Here is an 18,089-nt window from a genome sequence, read left to right as displayed (position 1 = left end):
TCCCGACCAACCGGCAGGGGCACGATCTTTGCTCAGGACTCGAAGTCCAGGAGCTCACAGTGCTCACCTACCGGCCAGCTACACCAGGAGTGTGCCGGATGGCTCACTCCCAGAACTGATTAGGAGCTGACCAGACGTGACCGGAGAGCACCTCCACGCCCAGGCGCGCCGCGTCGTCACCGGCGTCAACGCCGAGGGGCGGTCGTACGTCGAGAGCGACGAACTCACCCCTTACCGGCTTCCGAACCCAGGTAACACCAAATGCGACGTCTGGCGGGTGCATGGCATCCCGGTGAAGCTCACCGACGGCGACGGCATGACCGATGGCAGAGTCGTCACCGAACCCCCGTTCGGTGGCCTGATATACCGCGTCGTCACCTTTCCCCCGGACTCGGAATGGGACCGTTCCCTTGGCTACGCGGACGCGTCCGGGCGGCTGTCCACCGGCAACCCCGGCTTCGACGACGAGGGCATCCCCGGCCTGCATGTCACCGACACCCTCGACTTTCTCACCGTGATCTCCGGTGAGCTGTGGTGCGAGTTGCAGGAGGGCGAGGTGCACCTGCGCCCCGGCGACACGATCGTCCAGCGCGGGACCAAGCACTCATGGAGCAACCGCACCGACAAGACGACGACCATCGTCTCGGTGATGATGACGGGGCGGCGCTGATGAACGACGGGCAAACGGACATGTTCGAACGCGGCAAGCGCATCCGCGGCGAGGTCGTGGGCAGGGAAGTCGTCGAGAAGTCCCTCGAGGCCGCGGATGAGTTCACCCGCCCGATTCAGGAGCTGGTCACCGAGTACTGCTGGGGCGCGCTGTGGGGCAGAACCGAGCTGGACCGGCGCAGCCGCAGCATTCTCAACATCGGCATGCTCGCCGTACTGAACAAACCGGACGAGCTGGCCGGGCATATCCGCGGCGCGATCGCCAACGGCCTCACCAAGGTCGAGATCCGCGAATGCCTTCTGCAGGTAGCCGTGTACGCGGGGATGCCGGCAGGCCTGTCCGCCACCAAGATCGCGCAAACGGTACTCGCCGAGTTCGACGGCTGACGCCAAACCCCACCGCTCGAGAAAGGAGCACACGTGACCGTCGGATTCGTCGGCCTTGGCCGGATGGGGCGCGGGATGGCGGCCAGACTCGCCGCGGGCCGGGAAGACCTGGTCGTGTACGACTTGGTCCCAGATGCCACCGAGCCATTGCGTCAGCGCGGAGCGCGGGTAGCCGCGAACATCGGCGACCTGACCCGGCGCAGCGAGGTCCTGTTCACCTCGCTCCCCGGCCCGCCGGAGGTCGAGGCCTGCGTCTTCGGCGAGGACGGCGTGCTGGCCAACCTGCGGCCCGGCCAGGTCCTGTTCGACCTGTCCACCAGCTCGATCGCCCTCACCCGCCGCATCGACGCCGCGTTCGCCGAACGCGGGGCGACCGTGCTGGACGCGCCGGTCAGCGGCGGGCCCGCAGGGGCCGCGTCCGGCGATCTCGTCGTCTGGGCCGGCGGGTCGCGGGAAGTCTTCGACGCGCACCGGGAAACCCTGGAGCTATTCTCCACGCCGCACTACGTCGGCGGCCTGACCACCGGCACCGTCACCAAGCTCGCCCACAACATGACCGGCTACCTGTTCCTGCTGTCACTGGCCGAAACGTTCTCGTTGGGCGTGAAGGCCGGAGCTGATCCACTCGAGCTGTGGAAGGCACTGCGGCTCGGGGTGGTCGGCAAGCAGCCCGCGATCAACATGCTGGTCAAGCAGTTCCTCCCCGGCGAGTACGAAACACCCGCGTTCCTGATGAAGTTGGCACACAAGGACGTCTCACTCGCCACCCAGCTCGGCCGCGAGCTCGGCGTGCCCATGCGGCTGTCGAACCTGACGCTGGAAGAGATGACCGAAGCGCTGGCTCGCGGGTTCGGCGACCAGGACTCACGGTCCTACCTCAAGCTCCAGCTGGAGCGGGCCGGCGTCGAGATCGCGGTCGACCCCGACGAACTCGCGCGTGCCATCAGTGAGAAGCCGTGAGGCAGTAAGGACCGGGTTCGGCTCAACCGGGCGAACGAAGCGAATTCCATTGTGGACCGTGCTGCGCACCGGGCACCCTTGATGGCACCAGAATTGACATTCAACACAATATATGATGCCGTAAGTGTGGCTCCGTTCACTTCGGGAGTCTGCCGCACCGAGTCACCCTGCGGAGGAAGTCGGAACATGGGAAAGATGGATGGCAAGGTCGCCCTCATCACCGGTGGCGCCCGCGGGCAGGGAAGGGCGCACGCGCTCCGGCTGGCGGCAGAGGGCGCGGACATCATCGTCACGGATATCTGCGAGCAGATCGAAGGCGTGCACTACGCGTTGGGCACCGAAGCGGAGCTCGCGGAAACCGTGGCCCTCGTCGAGAAGCTCGGCCGGCGCTGCCTTGGCTATCGTGCAGACGCCAGGGACGCCGACCGTATGCGCGAGGTCGCCGATCAGGCGATCGGTGAGCTGGGACGCCTCGATACCGTGGTGATCAACCACGGAATCGGCCTCCCGCACGGAATCGATGAACGGGGCCTCAAGGTCTGGGATACGGTCATCGAGACCAACCTGTCCGCCGTGTGGCGAACGGCTGTGGTCACTGTTCCCCATCTGCGCGAGAGCGGGGGCGGCTCCATCATCGCGACCGGTTCGGCAGCGTCTCTCGTTCCGATCTTCGGCAACGAGGCCTATACCGTCGCCAAGCACGGCCTCATCGGACTCGTCAAGTGCCTCGCGGCGGACCTGGCAAGGGACTGGATCCGGGTGAACGCCGTCTGCCCGACGAACGTGGACACTCCCCTGTTCGTCAACGAGTACAACATCGGGCGGTTCCTTCCCGGGCAGCCGGACGCGACCGTCGAGGATCTGCGGCAGATGGCGGAGACCCTGAACCTGCTGCCCGTCCCGTGGATCGAGCCGGAAGCCGTTTCCCACGCGGTGCTCTACCTCGCGTCCGACGACGCGAAGTACGTCACCGGCGTCGCGCTGCCTGTCGACGCCGGAATGACGATCCAGCCACCCGGGATCACGCCGCTCATCGGCGGTCGCATGGCGGAGCTCCGGCAGCGTCCTTGAACGTCTGACAGCGATCTTGGGAGCGGTTCCCATGGAACAACCCTGGCAAGTGGGGTTGGAGTCGGTCTTTTTCGTGTTGACGCACATCCATTCCGGATACGAGGAGGAATGGAACGACTGGTACGAGAACGATCATTTCTACGCGGGTGGCGTGCTGTCACCGGGCGTGCTGAGTGGCGCGCGGTGGCACGCGCCGCGACAACTGCGGCAGGCTCGTTTCGCCACCAGTGAATGGCCGTTCCCGCACAGGGGCGGTGGTGCGCTCGCGACCTATTTTCTGACCGTGCCGGATGGCTCGGCCAGGTTTCGCGAGTGGATCGCTCCGCAGGTGCCAGTGCTTCGTGACGCCGGGCGGATGTTCGAGAACCGTGATTTGATCAACTGCGACTTCTACGCGTACGCCGAATGCCTACGAGGTCCGGGAGCGTCCTCGGTCGCACCACATGTCCTGCAGCTCCGTCCATACCGGACGATGTTCGTCACGTTCGCGAGTGGACACCGGGAAACACCGGCGAAGACCACGGATCTGCCACGAGAGTCGGTCACCCTGGTGCTGCCGTGTCAGAACGAGCCCCTTGGCCACGCCACTCAGCCGGATCTCTCGTCGTTCGCACCGCTGACGTTGCTCCTGACCTACACCGACGATGTGCCACCAGCCGGCGAAACAGCTACCGCGGAACTGGCGTCGTCGATCGCGGGCGCGGTGGGAACGCATCCGCTTTGGGCCGGCGCGTTCCTGCCGATCATCCCGGGTGACGACGGCTTCCTGCGCGATTTCACCTGACGCCCGACGCGGAGAAGGGACATGAACATGGCAGATGCCGACGCCCAGCACACGGTGGGGTATGTGTCGGCACGCGGCACGGTCGATCCCGGCCACGGGACGAAGCTCCCGGTCCACAACCCGGCGACGGGTGAGCTGACTGCCACGGCACACGAGGTCAGCCCGCAGGAGCTGGATGATGTCGTCGAGCAGGCGCACTCCGTTTTCACCTCGACATGGCGAGGCGTGGACCCGAGTGAGCGTGGCCGGCTGGTGGCGGCTTGGGCCGATGCCATCGACAGCAACCGTGACGCGCTCGCCGACCTCGAGGTCTCCGACGTCGGACATCTGCGCCGCGAAACGATGGGCGACATCCAGACCTGCGTGCGGGTGTTGCGCTACTACGCGGGAATGGCGGACAAGCTCGAGGGCCGGTCCTTCGCCCAGGTCCCGGAACGGCTCGCGTACGGGGCCGACGAGCCATACGGTGTCGTCGCCGGCATCAATCCGTACAACGGGAACGCGGTCTTCATCGCCTTCAAGGCGGGCCCCGCGATCGTCGCCGGGAACTGCATCGTGCTCAAGGCACCCGAGGTGGCACCGCTGCTGCACTTCCGGCTGGCCGAACTGGCCCTGGAATCCGGTATCCCGCCCGGCGTCGTCAACGTGGTTACCGGACGGGGCGATGTCGTCGGACCGCTGCTGACGACGCATCCCGGTATCGGCATGGTTGCCTTCACCGGTGGACCGGGGGCGGGACGCGAGGTCATCGCGCAGTCCGCGCGGAACATCGTGCCGGTCGCGCTCGAATTGGGTGGAAAGAGCCCGGCGATCCTGCTGCCCGACGCGGACCTCGACACGGCGATCCCGTCGGTGCTGCACTCGAACTTCGTCAAGAGCGGGCAGAGTTGTGTCGCGGGGTCACGCATCCTCGTCCACGAATCGATGTACCAGCAGGTTTGTGCGGCCCTCGCCGCTACCGCCGGACGTATCCGGGTCGGGCTGCCCACCGACCCCGCGTCGCACATGGGCACACTCATCAGCCGCGCGCAGCGCGAGCATGTCGACGGTCTTGTGAAGCGCGCCGTGGCGGCGGGTGCTCGGTGCCTGTCCGGCGGGGCCCCGCTCGACCGGGCAGAACTCGCGGGCGGGTCGTTCTACCAGCCGACGGTGCTCGCCGATGTCGCTGACGACAACCCGGCCGCCGTCACCGAAGCGTTCGGGCCAATGGCGAGCGTGCTCTCCTACCGCGACGTCGACGAGGCCCTCGCGCGGGCCAATGCGACGCAGTACGGGCTGAGCGCACAGATCTGGGGCAACGACGCCAGCGTGATCCAGTACCTTGCCCGCAACCTCGTGGCGGGTTCGATCTGGATCAACACGTATCGCGCGTTTCATCCCACCGTCCCCTTTGGAGGCATGAAGGAGAGCGGTTTCGGCCGGGAGAACGGATTCGCGGCCATCCAGCTGTATACCCGGCACAAATCGGTGGTGTGGGACCTGTCCACCGATCGCGTATTGCCTTATTCCTGAAGGGACCGAATCCGCTACTTGGCAAGGAGGCCAAGGTGAAGGACATGATCGGCGTCGATGTCGGTGGGACGTTCACCGACATCGTTCGCGTACGGGATGGCGAGATCGAGACGATCAAGGTGCCGACCAATGTCAAGGACACCTACAAGGGCGTGCTCGCCGGGGCGTCGGAGGCGAGCGCGGGCTCGGCTCATGTGTTCAACCACGCCAGCACGCATGGCTTGAACGCGCTCATCACCCGCAGGCTCCCCAAGATCGCGTTTCTGACGACGTTCGGGCACCGCGATATGCTCGACATGGCCAGGGCGTTGCGACCCCCGGAAGCCGTCACCAATCCGCACTGGCGGCGGAGTTTCAGCGACGTCAGCCGCCCGATCGTTCCCCGCTACTTGCGCCGCGGCATCAAGGAACGACTGTCGGCAGCGGGAAAGGTCGTCGTCCCGCTCGACGAGCAACAGGCGCGCCACGAACTCGAGGTCCTACGACGGTGCCGGGTCGAGGGCGTCGCGATCTGCCTGTTGAACGCCTACGTCGACGGCGCCCACGAAGAGCGGCTCCGTGCGCTGGTCCGCGAGATCCTCGGCGACGTGCCGTGCTCGATCTCGAGCGAGGTGTCCCCACTCGCATTGGAGTACGCGCGCGCCTCGACCACCACTGTCGACGTCATCTGCAAGATCATTTACGGCAACTACTCGGACCGGCTGCGCAAGGGCCTGGCCGAACTGGGTTTCCGCGGCGACCTCAACTTCGCCGACTGCGCCGCGATGCTCGCTCCGGTCGACGTCGCCATGAGCCAGCCTTCGCGGATCCTGTTCTCGGGGCCTGCCGCGGGCACCATGGCGTGCGCGCATCTCGGGCGGACGATCTCACAACCGAACCTGCTCTGCGCCGACGTGGGTGGGACCTCCTGCGACATCAGCGTGGTCACCGGCGGAGAGCCCGTGGTCAACACATCGTTCGAGCTCGAGCACGACCTGATCATCAGCGCACTCTCCAACGAGGTCGTCAGCGTCGGCGCCGGTGGCGGCAGCATCGTGCGGATCGGCCCCGCCGGTGAGTTGCGAGTCGGCCCGGAAAGCGCGGGCGCGGACCCCGGCCCCGCCTGCTATGGCCGCGGTGGCACCGAACCAACCACCACCGATGCGTTCCTGCTCATGGGCATCCTGGACGGCGAACGGTTCGCCGCGGGACGCTCCCGGCTGGACCCGGAGCTTTCGAAGGCTGCCTTCGAAAACCTCGACTCGCGGTTCCAGTTCGCCGACCGTGTGCGTTTCGCGCACCAGATGGCGCTCAACAACGTCGCCGAGGGCATCACCGACGTCGTGGTCAAAAACGGCATCGACGCCCGCGAGTACTCAATGGTGGCGTTCGGGGCCGCTGGGCCGATGATGCTCCCCGCGATCCTGGACCACTTGCCGCTCAAGAGCGTCATCGTGCCGCCCTACCCTGGGCTGTTCTCGGCGCTCGGCCTGGTAAGCGCCGATCAGGTGCACGCCGACAAGCGCAGCGCCTACCGGCTGCTCGAAGCCACCGCGGCCGAGGAGATCGACGCGATCTACGGCCGGATGGAAGCGTCCATGCGCGCGGCCCTCGGCTCCGACGCCGAGCGGGCGCAGTTCGTTCGGAGCTTCGACGGGCAGCTCGTCGGCCAGGTATGGGACACCCCGCTCGTGCCCGTGCCGGCGGGAACGATCACCCCCGATGCCGTCGGGCAGATGATCACGAACTTCCACGATGCCTATGAGCAGCGGTCGGGAAACCGATTCTCCGCGACGCCTGTGCAAGGAGTGACCTATCGGCTCCACGCCGTCATCCCAACCGACAAAGTGGCCTACCCGGCACCGGCTCGCCGCACCAGCCGCGATCAGCCGCGACCGCGCGACATCATCACACTCCGCTACCTCGAGGGAGACGAGATCGAGGCCGGCGAGTACCAGCGTGCCGAGCTCCTGTGCGAGGACGTGGTGACCGGTCCCGCCGTCATTCGCGAGCCACTGTCCACAACCTTTGTCGGGCTGGGACAGGTCGCGACGATAGGGACCGCGGGCGAGATCGTGATCACCCGGGTGACGGACTGAGCGAGGAGACGAAAAGTGGGCACACCGACAATTCCGCGGCCACTCCTGCGCGACCTGAGCGAGGCCGGGTTCGCGGAGCGCTACCACACCGACCCCTTCACCGCCACGGTGCTGGCGAACCGGCTGCGTTTCGCCGCCCAGCACGTCGCCACCGGGCTACTGCATCGCGCGTTCTCACCCATCATCGCGCTGGCGATGGACTACATCTGCGCTGTCTGCGGACCGCCGGAGCAGGACTACCGGATGGTCAGCGCCACCAACGGTCTCACGGTGTTTCTCGGCACCACGCAGGACGGCGTTCGCGCCGCGGTCGAAGAGTACGGTCCCGATCGCCTGGCTCCAGGTGACCTGCTCGTCTGCAACGATCCGAGCCGGATGGGCAACCACACCAACGACGTCTGCTTCATTCGGCCGGTCTTCCACGACAACAAGATCGTCAGCTTCATGGTCCTGCGAGCGCACATGATCGACATCGGCGGGGTGACGCCGGGTGGGTTCAGTACCACCAAACGCAACACCTACGAATCCGGCCTGGTGATCAGCCCCCGGCTGCTGTTCCGTGCCGACGAACCGGTGCGCGAGACCTTCAGCCTGATCTTCGACAACGTTCGCTTCGGAGAGATGCAACTGCCCGACCTGAAGACGATTCACAGCTGCTGCCGGTTCGGGGAGAACCTGGTCGCCGATGCCGTCCGGCGTTATGGCGTCGAAGCGTTTCTCGGCACGCTCGACTACGTCTGTGATACCAGCGCGGAGCGGATGCGCCTAGCGATAGCCGAGTTGCCGGACGGCGACTACGAAGGCGCCGCGAGCGTTGACGCGGATGCAATTGACGCCGACGAGAAATACATCGTCCGGCTCACGCTGCACAAGCGCGGGGACCGCCTGGAGGTCGACTTCAGTGGGTCGTCGCGGCAGGCCCGGACCTCGATCAACGCGGGAGCCCTGGACGCGAAGAGCGCGATCGGCGTCGGTCTGAAGATCTTGCTGGATCCAGAGGGGACGTTCACGTCGGGGTCGTTCCGCAGTGTCGACATCGTCCTGCCACCCGGCACGATCGCGAGCGCGTTGCCGCCCGACGGCCCGATCTTCTACTACTGGGAGGTTTCGAACGCGATCACCACCGCGCTCATCCGTGCGCTGCGCACACCGCTCGGAGAGCGGGCGGTCGGTGGCGACTGCGGCGCCAACAACACCCACAACGCGTACGGGGTGGCTGAGGATGGGACACCGTGGGCCTGCGGTTCACTGGCCGGGGCGGAAACCGGGCCGATCGGCGCCAATCGGGTGGCCGACGGCGAGGGCCACCTCAGCACTTACCTCATCAACATCATCAGCCCGGCAACCGAGGGGTTGGAGGCGCAGTTCCCGCTCATGGTGATGCGCAAGGAATACGCGCCGGACACCGCGGGTCCAGGGCAGCATCGCGGCGGCGCGGCGATCCTCAAGGACGTACTGTGGACCGCGCCCGCCGAACACGAGGTTGGCCCGCTGCATTTCCGCTACGGTAGCGGCGTCGGTGTCAACGGTGGTGCCGACGGCGAGCCGGGCGGAGCCTGGATCTTCGACCAGCAAGGGAAAGCAGTGGATGCGAGCAGCTTCGTCGGAACCGCCGACGAGGCGTACCTGCCGGCGACGCCGGTGGCCGGTGTGATGGATCCTGTTACGAAGCTCCGTGATCGAGCGGGCGAGTTCGCCTACTACGGCCGGGAACAACCCTGGGTGACGTCGCCGGGAGCAACCTGGAGGTACCTCACCAATGGCGGTGGTGGCTGGGGCGAAGCGCTGCAGCGTGACCCGGACGCCGTCAAACGGGATGTCCGGGACGGCTACGTAAGCATAGAGGCCGCCGCACAACATTACGGCGTTGTCGTTGTCGGGGACCCCGACAACGACCCGGAGAACCTGGAGATCGACGCCGAAGCCACCGCGGCTTTGCGCGGCACTACTGCTGTCCAGGAGGAGAAGTGACGATCACTCATCCGAGGCCGACCGAGCCGACCCTGCGCGTCGAACGTGAGCGGGTGCCGGGCGCGTGCCCGGAATGTGGCGAGAGCGAGCTGCGGCGGTACCCCGTTCTCGCCGAAGACGGTTGGTGCGACGTCGTCAAGTGCGGGCACTGCCTGCATTCGGTATCGCGCGAGCGGGGCCCGCGGCTCGGCCCGATCAGGCTGCTCTCAGACCTCGTCTGACAGGCCCGCCGCCGTCGGTTCAGTCGCGCAGACCCGAACGCATCACGATGGCGCCGGCGAAAGTGAGCAAGAGCGCAGGCGAGAGGAACGCCGTAGCCATGCCAGGGTCCGGCCACGGCTCCGACCGCGATCGAGGCCGTGCCCGCTCAGTCTATTATGGACAGTACTGACCGTCTCGCGAAAATACGTCGTGATGACCGTGCTCGCGCGCAGTCACACGCTGCTCGGCCACGCGGCGCGCGCGGGAGGCACTGGACGGGCCGTGCCCGCCCAGTGCCTCCGCAGCGGTCGCCCGGGTTTGTCGTAGGCACGCGCCTTGCGCAGGATCGCCGCAATTGCCAAGCCGAGCGCGACAGTACTTAGAAGGAGATTCCGAGCAACTCCGCCGGCTTGCGGCTCGCCATCTGGATGAGGTCCTTCTCGGCGACCTCGCCTTCCGACCACAGGCGTTCGAGGAAGTCGGCGAATCCGGGGACCGGGTCGGGGATGCCTTTCATGAAACCGTAGTCCGTCGCGAGGACACAGCGGTCGGCGCCCACCGCGTAGATCATCTCGGCGGCCTGCAGCGGCGACTTGGCCGTGGCGCCCGCGACCCCGTCGTGGCAGAGCATCGCGGTGAACTCGATGATCGCACCCAGATCGGCCAGCTCGACGCACTGGGCGGCGGTGAGCTTCGGGCCGGCCGCGGGTTCGCCGGCGTGGGTCACCACGACCTTGCCCCGGCGTGCGAACTCGCGGATGACGCCGTAGTGCTCCGCTGCCGACGTGTGCCCGGTGGCAAGGATCGCGTCGTGCTGCTGGACGAGTTCGAAGATCTGGTGCACGGCGTCGACCGGCTTGCCGGCGTCGTCGATTACCGCGATCCCCGGACCGGGGTGGCTGGTGATGTTCCCGCCCTCGATGTCGTTCACACTGTGCAGGGTGGGCAACCAGACGATCTTCGCGCCCATCCGCAGCGCCGCGTCGACCGCGTCGATGTTCAGCCCGCCGGAAATGTAGTCGGTGCAGATCCCGGAAAACAGGCGCAGCTCCGGGAAAACCCCGTTGAGCGCGGACACGAGCGCCGTCGAGGCGAAGCTGTGCGACTTCAGCACGGCCCCGGCCTGGCCGCTCGCGATCGCAGCCTTCGCGGATTCGATGGGTGATGTGCCGGTCCGGCAGTCGACACCGTTCTCGATGGCTTTCCCACCGAGGTGATCGGGCCTGAAGTGGCAGTGAAGGTCGATGGAGTTCTCGATCTTGAGTCCAGTCATCTCTTGCACGTCTCCGTTGATGTGTATTGGGATACTGGCCGGAAACCGTCCTCAGTGGACGATTAGTCCCCGGATTATCTTGCCGTCGCGCATGTCCTGATAGCCGTCGTTGATCTGGTCCAACGTGTACCGTTTGGTGATCAGCTCATCGAGTTTGAGCTGACCGGCGTTGTAGAGCCGCAGCAGCTTGACGATGTCGTACTGCGGGTTGCTCGATCCGAACTGCGAACCCCGGATCACCTTCTCGTTGCGCACGAGCAGCGCACTCGGAATCTGAATCGTGACCTTGTCCGGATGAGACTGCCCCGTGATCACGAGTGTGCCGGTCTTGCCGATGATGTCGAAGGCGTTGCGCACGACTTCGTCGTCGACGACGCCGACGGTCACGATGGCCTGGTCGGCACCCTGGCCCCAGGTCAGCTCGTTCACTTTCGCGGCGGCCTCGGCCGGGTCCGAGAACGCATGCGTGGCACCGAGTTTGAGCGCGGACTCGCGTTTGAACTCGACCGGATCCACGGCGACGACGAACTTGGCACCGGCGTAGGCGGACGCCTGGACCGCGTTGATTCCGATACCACCGATACCGTACACCACCACCGCGTCGCCAACCCGCACGCCGCCGGTGTTGATCGCGCTGCCCCACCCCGTTGGCACGGCGCAGCCCATGACCGCCGCGACATCCAGCGGGAGCCAGTCGTCGACTTTCACCACCGAATACTGCGAGAGAGTGGCCCGCTCGGAGAACGCCCCGATCATGGACAGGCTGCCGTAGTCCTTGCCTTGCCCGTGATACCGGAAGGTTCCGTCGACGAATTCTCCCTTCATCAGATGGGCGCCGAGGTCGCACAGATTCTGATGTCCTGTCGCGCAATAACGGCACGTGCCGCAGCTCGGGATGAAACTGCAGACGACGTGATCACCGGGCTTCAGCCGCGTGACACCGGGGCCGACGGACTCGATGATCCCCGCTCCCTCGTGCCCCGCGACGATCGGGAAGCGGGGCACGATGTCGCCGTCGATCAGGTGCAGATCGGAGTGACACAGACCCGATGCGACGAACTTGACGTGCACCTCCCCGACGCCCGGTTCATCGACGTCCAGCTCCCGAATCTCGAAGGCGTTACTGCCTTGCTCGACGACGGCGGCTCTGGTCTTCATCTCTCACCTCGTTGTCAGCGGAAGATCGGTCGCGTCGCGTGTCAAGACGCAGTTCACATGATGGTGAATATATTATGTTTAGTCAAGGTAAGGGTTCCGGCGCGGTCACCCCGGCCAGGAAGTCGCCGAGATGCGCCGTGAACATGTCGTTGTCGTCGCCGGCGATCATGTGCCCCGCGGCGACCTCGACCAAGCGCGCCGAGGGCACCAAGCCGATCAGTTCCGTCGCGGCCTCGGAACTGACCATGTCCGATTTCGTGCCGCGCACGACGAGTGTCGGAGCGGCGACGTTGCGTGCCGCGGAGTTCAGCCGGTCCACGGCGAAGTTGCGCGGATCGGCGCTGAAAGCCAGGAAATTCGGGTCCCAGTGCCAATACCACCGGCCGTTCGCACGCCTGCGGAGGTTCTTTTGCAGGCCGTCAGGATTGGCGGACTTGCGTCCCGGCCGGTAGGCGTCAACGGCCTCGGCGGCTTCCTCGAGCGAGGCGAACCCGTCCGGCGCACTGCCCATGAACCGCCGGACCCTCGCCTGCCCATCCGGGTCTACCCGTGCCGCGATGTCGACCAGCACCAATCCCGCCAGCACGCCCGGCCGCTCTCCCTCCGCCACGAGCGCGGCGCGCCCGCCCAGCGAAGCTCCGATCACCACCGGCCGCTCGTCGAGAGAGTCCACAATAGAATACAAATCGGCCGCGAAGCTGTCGAGGCTGTACACACCGTCACGCGACCAACTGCTGTCACCGTGCCCGCGGGCATCCACGGTGATCGCGCGCCATCCCTGAGCGGCGAGACCGCGCGCGGTCCGCGCCCAGGAGTGCCGGGTTTGCCCGCCACCGTGCAGGAACACAGCGGTCCCCTCGCGCTCCCCCTCGGGCTCCCAGCGATCGGCGGCGAGCGACAACCCCTGGTAGCCGGTGATCCTCAGCCGCTCGGCCCGGACCGGTTCGGTCACGGTTCCTCCCCTCCCTAGCTTCATCCATTATATATCTTATGCCTGAAGCGAAGAGGAAGAAGAGTCGCGGTCGCCGGTGCGCTCAGGACGAAGCGACGGTGGCGGCCCAGTTGGACAAGAGCTGGAGCCGCTCGGCCGATGGGGTGCCGGGCTCGGCGGCGTAGGCGGTGAGCGTGAGACCACTGTCGGCGGAGAGTTCCATCGCTTCGAAGTTGACGGTGATCTCGCCGACGGCCGGATGGCGGAAACACTTGGTGCCCGTGCGGTGGAGGCGCACGTCATGGGCGGCCCAGCGAGTGCGGAAATCCGCACTGCGGGTGCACAGCTCGCCGATGAGATCGCTGAGCTCCCGGTTGTGCGGGTCGCGGCCCGCCTCGGTGCGCAGGATCGCCACCGAGGTGTGGCAGGAGGCATCGTAGTCGGGGAAGTAGTCGTATGCGGCCGGGTCGAGGAAGCCGAACCGGGCGAGGTTCGGCAGCACGACCTCACTGCTGCGGGTGGGACTGTCGAACACCGGCGAGTAAAGCGCCCGGCCGAGCAGGTTGGTCGCGACGATGTCCAGGCGTCCATTGCGGACGAACGCGGCAGTCGTGGTCATGCTGTCGAGGATCTGCTGCACCACCGGGCGTACCCGCTGCGGCGTCCGGCGGCGCGGGCCGCCGGCACCGCGCGGACGGCCGGCCGCATTCGCGGTGCGGGCGAGGTCGAACAGGTAGACCCGCTCGGCCTCGTCGAGCTGAAGGGCGCCGGCGATGGCGTCGAGGACGCTGTCGGACACACCGGCGAGGTTGCCCTTCTCGAGCCGGATGTAGTAGTCGGCGGACACACCGGCCAGCATCGCGACCTCTTCCCTGCGCAGACCGGGGACGCGCCGGTTGCCGCCGTAGTGGCTCAGCCCGGCCTGCTCGGGGGTGATCTTGGCCCGGCGGGTGACCAGGAAGTCGCGGGCCTCGGTGCTCTTGGCGTTCACGTGCTCCACGGTACGACGGGCCAATCGGGTAAAGGGGGTTCCGCCAGTACCCGGAACGACGTGACCTCCCGCACGGCCGCGAACGGGCGTTTCATCGTGGTGAGACCACGATGAAGAGAGGAACCCATGAGCGGCACCCAGCCGGAACCGTCCGGTGCGAAGCAGATGTTCGGCGAGTTCGCGCCCGCGCTCGTGCACTTCACCGACGACGTGCTCTTCGGCGAGGTGTGGAAGCGCCCCGGGCTGACGCCGAAGGAGCGCAGCCTGGTCACGGTCGCCGCACTGGCCACGAATGGCAACACCGAGCAACTCGTGTTCCACTTGGGCCTGGCCAAGGAGAACGGCAACACCGAGGCCGAACTGATCGAGGCGCTGACCCACCTCGCGTTCTACGCGGGCTGGCCGCAGGCGATGGCCGCGATGGCCGTCGCCAAGAAGGTCTTCCAGGGCTGACCCGGCCCATCATCTGTTCGAGTACGAAATCAGGAGCATTCCACCTCATGCGCGGAGCCGTCATCCATGCCCCCGGCGATGTTCGTTTCGAGGAGCGCGCGAATCCTGCCATCCAGGCCCCGACCGACGCGGTGATCCGCATGTCCGCCACCTGCGTATGCGGTTCGGACCTGTGGGACTACCGCGGCATCAACCCGGTGAACGGGCCCACCCCGATGGGCCACGAGTACGTCGGGATCGTCGAAGCGGTCGGCAGCGACGTCACCACCGTCAAACCCGGCCAGTTCGTCATCGGCTCCTTCTTCGCCTCCGACAACACCTGCGAGATCTGCCGGGCCGGGTTCCAGACGTCCTGCGTGCACCGTGAGTTCGTCGGCGCGGGCGGCGCGCAGGCCGAGTACCTGCGCGTCCCGCTGGCCGACGGCACCCTCGTCGCCACCCCGGACCTGCCCTCCGACGATCTGCTCCCCAGCCTGCTCGCCGCCTCCGACGTGCTGGGCACCGGCTGGTTCGGCGCCGTCGCGGCCGACGTCAAGCCGGGCGCGACCGTCGCGGTCGTCGGCGATGGCGCCGTGGGCCTGCTCGCCGTGCTCGCCGCCCGCGAACTGGGCGCGGAGCGGATCATCGCGATGAGCCGCCACGAGTCCCGCCAGAAGCTGGCCACCCATTTCGGCGCTACCGACATCGTCACCGAACGCGGCGACGAGGGCGTGGCCAGGGTCAAGGAGCTGACGGGCGGTCTGGGGGCGCAGTCGGTGATCGAGGCCGTCGGCACTCAGCAGTCGATGCTGCAGGCCATCCGTTCCGCCCGGCCCGGCGGTGCGGTGGGTTACGTGGGCGTCGCTCACGACGTCACGCTGCCCGGCGAGGAGCTGTTCTACTCCCACGTCCGCCTGCTCGGCGGCCCCGCCCCGGTGCGGCGCTTCCTGCCCGATCTGATCGACCGCATCGAGCGCGGCGCCATCGACCCCGGCAGGGTCTTCGATCTGGAGTTGCCGCTGGACCAGGTCGCCGAGGGCTACCGGGCCATGGACGAGCGGCGCGCCATCAAGACCCTCCTGCGCCCCTGACCACTCAAGGAGAAGACATGGAATTGATTCCCGTCACTGACACGGTCAAGACGCCCGCCAGCCGCTTCACCGGCGACGTCTACCTCACCATGATCAAAACACCGGAGCCGCCCTCGCGCCTGGTCGCGTCCCTGGTCCGGTTCACCCCCGGCGCGCGCACCAACTGGCACTCCCATGCCGTCGGGCAGACACTGCACGTCACCGAGGGCGTCGGCCTGGTCGTCAACCGCGACGGCACCGTGATACGGATGCGCGCCGGTGACACGGTGTGGACCCCGCCCGGTGAAGAACACTGGCACGGTGGCACCAACACCACGTGCATGAGCCACATCGCGATGCTCGAAGGCCCCGAGGACGGTGCCGACGGCACGACCTGGCTCGAACCCGTCACCGACGAGCAGTACGCGGCGGCCAACCAGGGCTGAATGCCGGGAGCGCCGCCGGCAGGGCCGGCGGCGCTGCGGTCGTCAGTGTTCGCCGGGCTTCCACTGCGCCAGTACCTCCGCGATGGGCGTCAGCTCGGCGGGTGGCGCTGACGGTTCCCGTGCGGGTGTACCGGACAGGCGCGGCGCCGAAGCGGGGTGCAGCACCCCGTCAACCGTCCGGTACAGGCCGCGTTCCGCGTTGTGCGGATGGGCCGCCGCCTCGTCGAACGTCAGAACCGGGGTCACGCACGCGTCGGTGCCCTCGTAGACGGCGGTCCACTCGTCGCGTGGCCGGGCCGCGAGCGCGGCCGCGATCAGTTCGCGCAGGTGGGGCCACGCTTCCTGGTCGTTCTGCTCGGGCCAGCCGGTCACGTCGACGCCGAGCCGCGACACGAACTCCGCGTAGAAGTCCGGTTCCAGCGCCCCCACCGCGACGTACCCGCCGTCCGCACACCGGTACGTCTCGTAGAACGGAGCGCCCGAGTCGAGGAAATTGGTCCCCGGCTCGTCGCTGTGCCGTCCCGCCGCGCGCAAGCCTTGGATCTTCGCGGTCAGCAGCGCCACCCCGTCGATCATCGCGGCGTCGATGACCTGCCCGCAGCCCGATGACCGCGCTTCCAGCACTGCGCACACGATGCCGAACGCGGCCACCATGCCGCCGCCCGCGTAATCGCCGAGAAGGTTCAACGGCGGGCGCGGCGGTTCGCCCGCCCTAGCCATCGCGTGCAGGGCGCCGCTCTGTGCCACGTAGTTGATGTCGTGCCCCGCGCGCTGCGCTAGCGGCCCGCCCTGGCCGTAACCGGTTAGCCGGGCGTACACGAGCCGGGGATTGCACCCGCGGAGCGTTTCCGGGTCAAGGCCGAGGCGTTCGGCGACTCCCGGCCGGTAGCCCTCGATGAAGACGTCCGCGGCCTCGACGAGCCGCAGCACCGAGCCGATCCCCGCCGAGTCCTTCAGGTCGGCCTCGACCGACACGACCCCGCGGTTGGCGAGGTCGTGCTCGGGCCGCATGCCCTCGGTCTGGCTCAACGCGCGCGCCTGCCGCTTCGGCGGCCGGACCACCCTGACGACTTCGGCACCCATATCCGCCAGCACCATCCCGGTGAACGGAGTCGGGCCCATCCCGGCGAGCGCGACGACCCGGACGCCGGCCAGCGGGCCGCAGCAGTGAGCTGACATACCGTGTTTCCTTACCTCACGTCCGGATCAGGCACCGATCGCGTCGGCCAGTTCGATGATGCCCTCGGCGGTCCTTGCGTGCGCGAGGTCGATGTGCATGCCCTCGAAATCGACCGCGCCGTGGCCGTCGGCCTCCGCCTTGCGGAACGCTTCGACCATCCGGCGGTAGAACGACACCGTCTCGGCCGAGGGGGTGAAGATCTCGTTCGACGGCGCGACGTGGGAGGGATGGATGCACATCATCCCGCGATATCCCAGGCGCCTGCTGTCCTCGGCGAACCGGCGGAAACCTTCCAGGTCCTTCAGATCCTGCCAGACGCCGGTGAGCGGGTGGTGCAGGCCGGAGGAACGCGCGGCCAGGATGATGCGGCTGCGCACGTACAGCGATTCGAGTCCCTCCACCGTGAACTCGAAACCGAGTGAACGCCCGACGTCGGCGTTCGGCCCGGTACCGCCGAGCAGGCTGGCGATCCGCGGGCTCGCGGCGGCGATCTCCTCGCACCGCGCCATGGACTCCGCGGTCTCGTAGGTGATGATCAGCCCGACGCTGCCGGGCGCGAGCTTCTCGCGCTCCTCGATGTGGGACACGATCGCATCGATACGGACGATCTCCTGCGCCGAGAAGACCTTGGGCAGCACAAGACCCGCCAGCCCGGCGACGACGACCGCCTCGACGTCGGCTCCGAACAGCCCGCTGTCGAAACTGTTCGGCCGCACCCACAAGTCGGCACGCGTGTCCTCGCCGCCGAGCCGCCCGATGGTCTCCCGGACCAGGCTCCGCGCCTCGGCCTTGTCAGCGGCGGGCACGGCGTCCTCCAGGTCCAGGATCAGCGCGTCGGCACCAGCCGCCACCCCCTTCTCCGCCCAGGACGACTTGTGGCCGGGAACGAACAGCATGGAACGGTAGGGCTTCAACGGACTCGCTCTCCTTTGTTTCCAAGGTGGTGCCGCGTCCGGGATGCCGCGGGCGGCGGCA

The 18,089-nt window shown here is 67.3% G+C and carries 18 protein-coding genes; 12 read left to right on the top strand and 6 right to left on the bottom strand.

Translation table 11 applies throughout. The features are described from left to right. Nucleotides 1-136 precede the first annotated feature (136 nt). The 9 genes from HFP15_RS22040 (at nucleotide 137) to HFP15_RS22000 (ending at nucleotide 9,653) form a co-directional block, all read left to right on the top strand. Nucleotides 137-670, top strand: coding sequence for a cupin domain-containing protein (locus HFP15_RS22040; RefSeq protein ID WP_168518607.1), 534 nt, complete (start codon nucleotides 137-139; stop codon nucleotides 668-670). Continuing rightward, a complete protein-coding gene (locus tag HFP15_RS22035) occupies nucleotides 670-1,056 on the top strand; it encodes a carboxymuconolactone decarboxylase family protein (RefSeq protein WP_168518606.1) in 387 nt (128 codons plus the stop codon). The genes HFP15_RS22040 and HFP15_RS22035 overlap by 1 nt, the downstream gene beginning before the upstream one ends. Nucleotides 1,057-1,089: 33 nt before the next feature. Then, complete coding sequence (locus HFP15_RS43925; RefSeq protein ID WP_210717677.1) at nucleotides 1,090-2,016, top strand: NAD(P)-dependent oxidoreductase; 927 nt, start codon at nucleotides 1,090-1,092, stop codon at nucleotides 2,014-2,016. A 186-nt stretch (nucleotides 2,017-2,202) separates the two neighbouring features. After that, complete coding sequence (locus tag HFP15_RS22025) at nucleotides 2,203-3,087, top strand: mycofactocin-coupled SDR family oxidoreductase (RefSeq protein WP_168518605.1); 885 nt, start codon at nucleotides 2,203-2,205, stop codon at nucleotides 3,085-3,087. A 73-nt stretch (nucleotides 3,088-3,160) separates the two neighbouring features. Beyond that, nucleotides 3,161-3,871: a hypothetical protein gene (locus tag HFP15_RS22020; RefSeq protein ID WP_168518604.1), complete on the top strand. Its 711-nt coding sequence runs from the start codon at nucleotides 3,161-3,163 to the stop codon at nucleotides 3,869-3,871. A gap of 21 nt (nucleotides 3,872-3,892) precedes the next feature. Then, nucleotides 3,893-5,383 (top strand): aldehyde dehydrogenase family protein, encoded by a 1,491-nt coding sequence (locus tag HFP15_RS22015; RefSeq protein ID WP_210717676.1) that lies wholly within the window; start codon nucleotides 3,893-3,895, stop codon nucleotides 5,381-5,383. Between the two features lie 44 nt (nucleotides 5,384-5,427). After that, a complete protein-coding gene (locus tag HFP15_RS22010; protein ID WP_168518618.1) occupies nucleotides 5,428-7,461 on the top strand; it encodes a hydantoinase/oxoprolinase family protein in 2,034 nt (677 codons plus the stop codon). Nucleotides 7,462-7,476: 15 nt separating this feature from the next. Continuing rightward, entirely contained in the window at nucleotides 7,477-9,432 is a 1,956-nt protein-coding gene (locus tag HFP15_RS22005; protein ID WP_168518603.1) for a hydantoinase B/oxoprolinase family protein, read from the top strand. Next, entirely contained in the window at nucleotides 9,429-9,653 is a 225-nt protein-coding gene (locus tag HFP15_RS22000; protein WP_210717675.1) for a hypothetical protein, read from the top strand. The genes HFP15_RS22005 and HFP15_RS22000 overlap by 4 nt, the downstream gene beginning before the upstream one ends. A 359-nt stretch (nucleotides 9,654-10,012) precedes the next feature. On the opposite strand, the gene HFP15_RS21995 is transcribed toward HFP15_RS22000, so the two are convergent. From HFP15_RS21995 to HFP15_RS21980, 4 genes are all read right to left on the bottom strand, one after another. Beyond that, a complete protein-coding gene (locus tag HFP15_RS21995; protein WP_168518602.1) occupies nucleotides 10,013-10,906 on the bottom strand; it encodes a DUF6282 family protein in 894 nt (297 codons plus the stop codon). Nucleotides 10,907-10,957: 51 nt separating this feature from the next. Beyond that, nucleotides 10,958-12,064, bottom strand: a complete 1,107-nt coding sequence (locus tag HFP15_RS21990) for an NDMA-dependent alcohol dehydrogenase (protein ID WP_168518601.1) — start codon at nucleotides 12,062-12,064, stop codon at nucleotides 10,958-10,960. 82 nt (nucleotides 12,065-12,146) lie between these two features. Then, nucleotides 12,147-13,016: an alpha/beta fold hydrolase gene (locus HFP15_RS21985; RefSeq protein ID WP_312871684.1), complete on the bottom strand. Its 870-nt coding sequence runs from the start codon at nucleotides 13,014-13,016 to the stop codon at nucleotides 12,147-12,149. An 82-nt stretch (nucleotides 13,017-13,098) separates the two neighbouring features. Continuing rightward, entirely contained in the window at nucleotides 13,099-13,986 is an 888-nt protein-coding gene (locus HFP15_RS21980) for a helix-turn-helix domain-containing protein (protein ID WP_168518599.1), read from the bottom strand. A 126-nt stretch (nucleotides 13,987-14,112) separates the two neighbouring features. Between HFP15_RS21980 and HFP15_RS21975 the strand changes: the two genes are divergently transcribed. Genes HFP15_RS21975 through HFP15_RS21965 form a run of 3 tightly spaced genes read left to right on the top strand, consistent with a single transcriptional unit; the run spans nucleotide 14,113 to nucleotide 15,934 of the window. Then, nucleotides 14,113-14,439 (top strand): carboxymuconolactone decarboxylase family protein, encoded by a 327-nt coding sequence (locus HFP15_RS21975; RefSeq protein ID WP_168518598.1) that lies wholly within the window; start codon nucleotides 14,113-14,115, stop codon nucleotides 14,437-14,439. Nucleotides 14,440-14,486: 47 nt separating this feature from the next. Then, a complete protein-coding gene (locus tag HFP15_RS21970) occupies nucleotides 14,487-15,509 on the top strand; it encodes a zinc-dependent alcohol dehydrogenase family protein (protein WP_168518597.1) in 1,023 nt (340 codons plus the stop codon). A 17-nt stretch (nucleotides 15,510-15,526) separates the two neighbouring features. Further along, nucleotides 15,527-15,934: a (R)-mandelonitrile lyase gene (locus tag HFP15_RS21965; RefSeq protein WP_168518596.1), complete on the top strand. Its 408-nt coding sequence runs from the start codon at nucleotides 15,527-15,529 to the stop codon at nucleotides 15,932-15,934. Nucleotides 15,935-15,976: 42 nt separating this feature from the next. On the opposite strand, the gene HFP15_RS21960 is transcribed toward HFP15_RS21965, so the two are convergent. Then, nucleotides 15,977-17,113 (bottom strand): CaiB/BaiF CoA transferase family protein, encoded by a 1,137-nt coding sequence (locus HFP15_RS21960; RefSeq protein ID WP_168518595.1) that lies wholly within the window; start codon nucleotides 17,111-17,113, stop codon nucleotides 15,977-15,979. Nucleotides 17,114-17,140: 27 nt separating this feature from the next. Beyond that, nucleotides 17,141-18,028, bottom strand: a complete 888-nt coding sequence (locus HFP15_RS21955) for an HpcH/HpaI aldolase/citrate lyase family protein (protein WP_168518594.1) — start codon at nucleotides 18,026-18,028, stop codon at nucleotides 17,141-17,143. Between the last annotated feature and the right edge of the window lie 61 nt (nucleotides 18,029-18,089).

The sequence above is a fragment of the Amycolatopsis acididurans genome (assembly GCF_012328925.1).
Lineage (GTDB): Bacteria > Actinomycetota > Actinomycetes > Mycobacteriales > Pseudonocardiaceae > Amycolatopsis_E > Amycolatopsis_E acididurans.
Note: the sequence above shows the minus strand (reverse complement) of the source record. Positions and strands in the feature narration are given on the sequence as shown.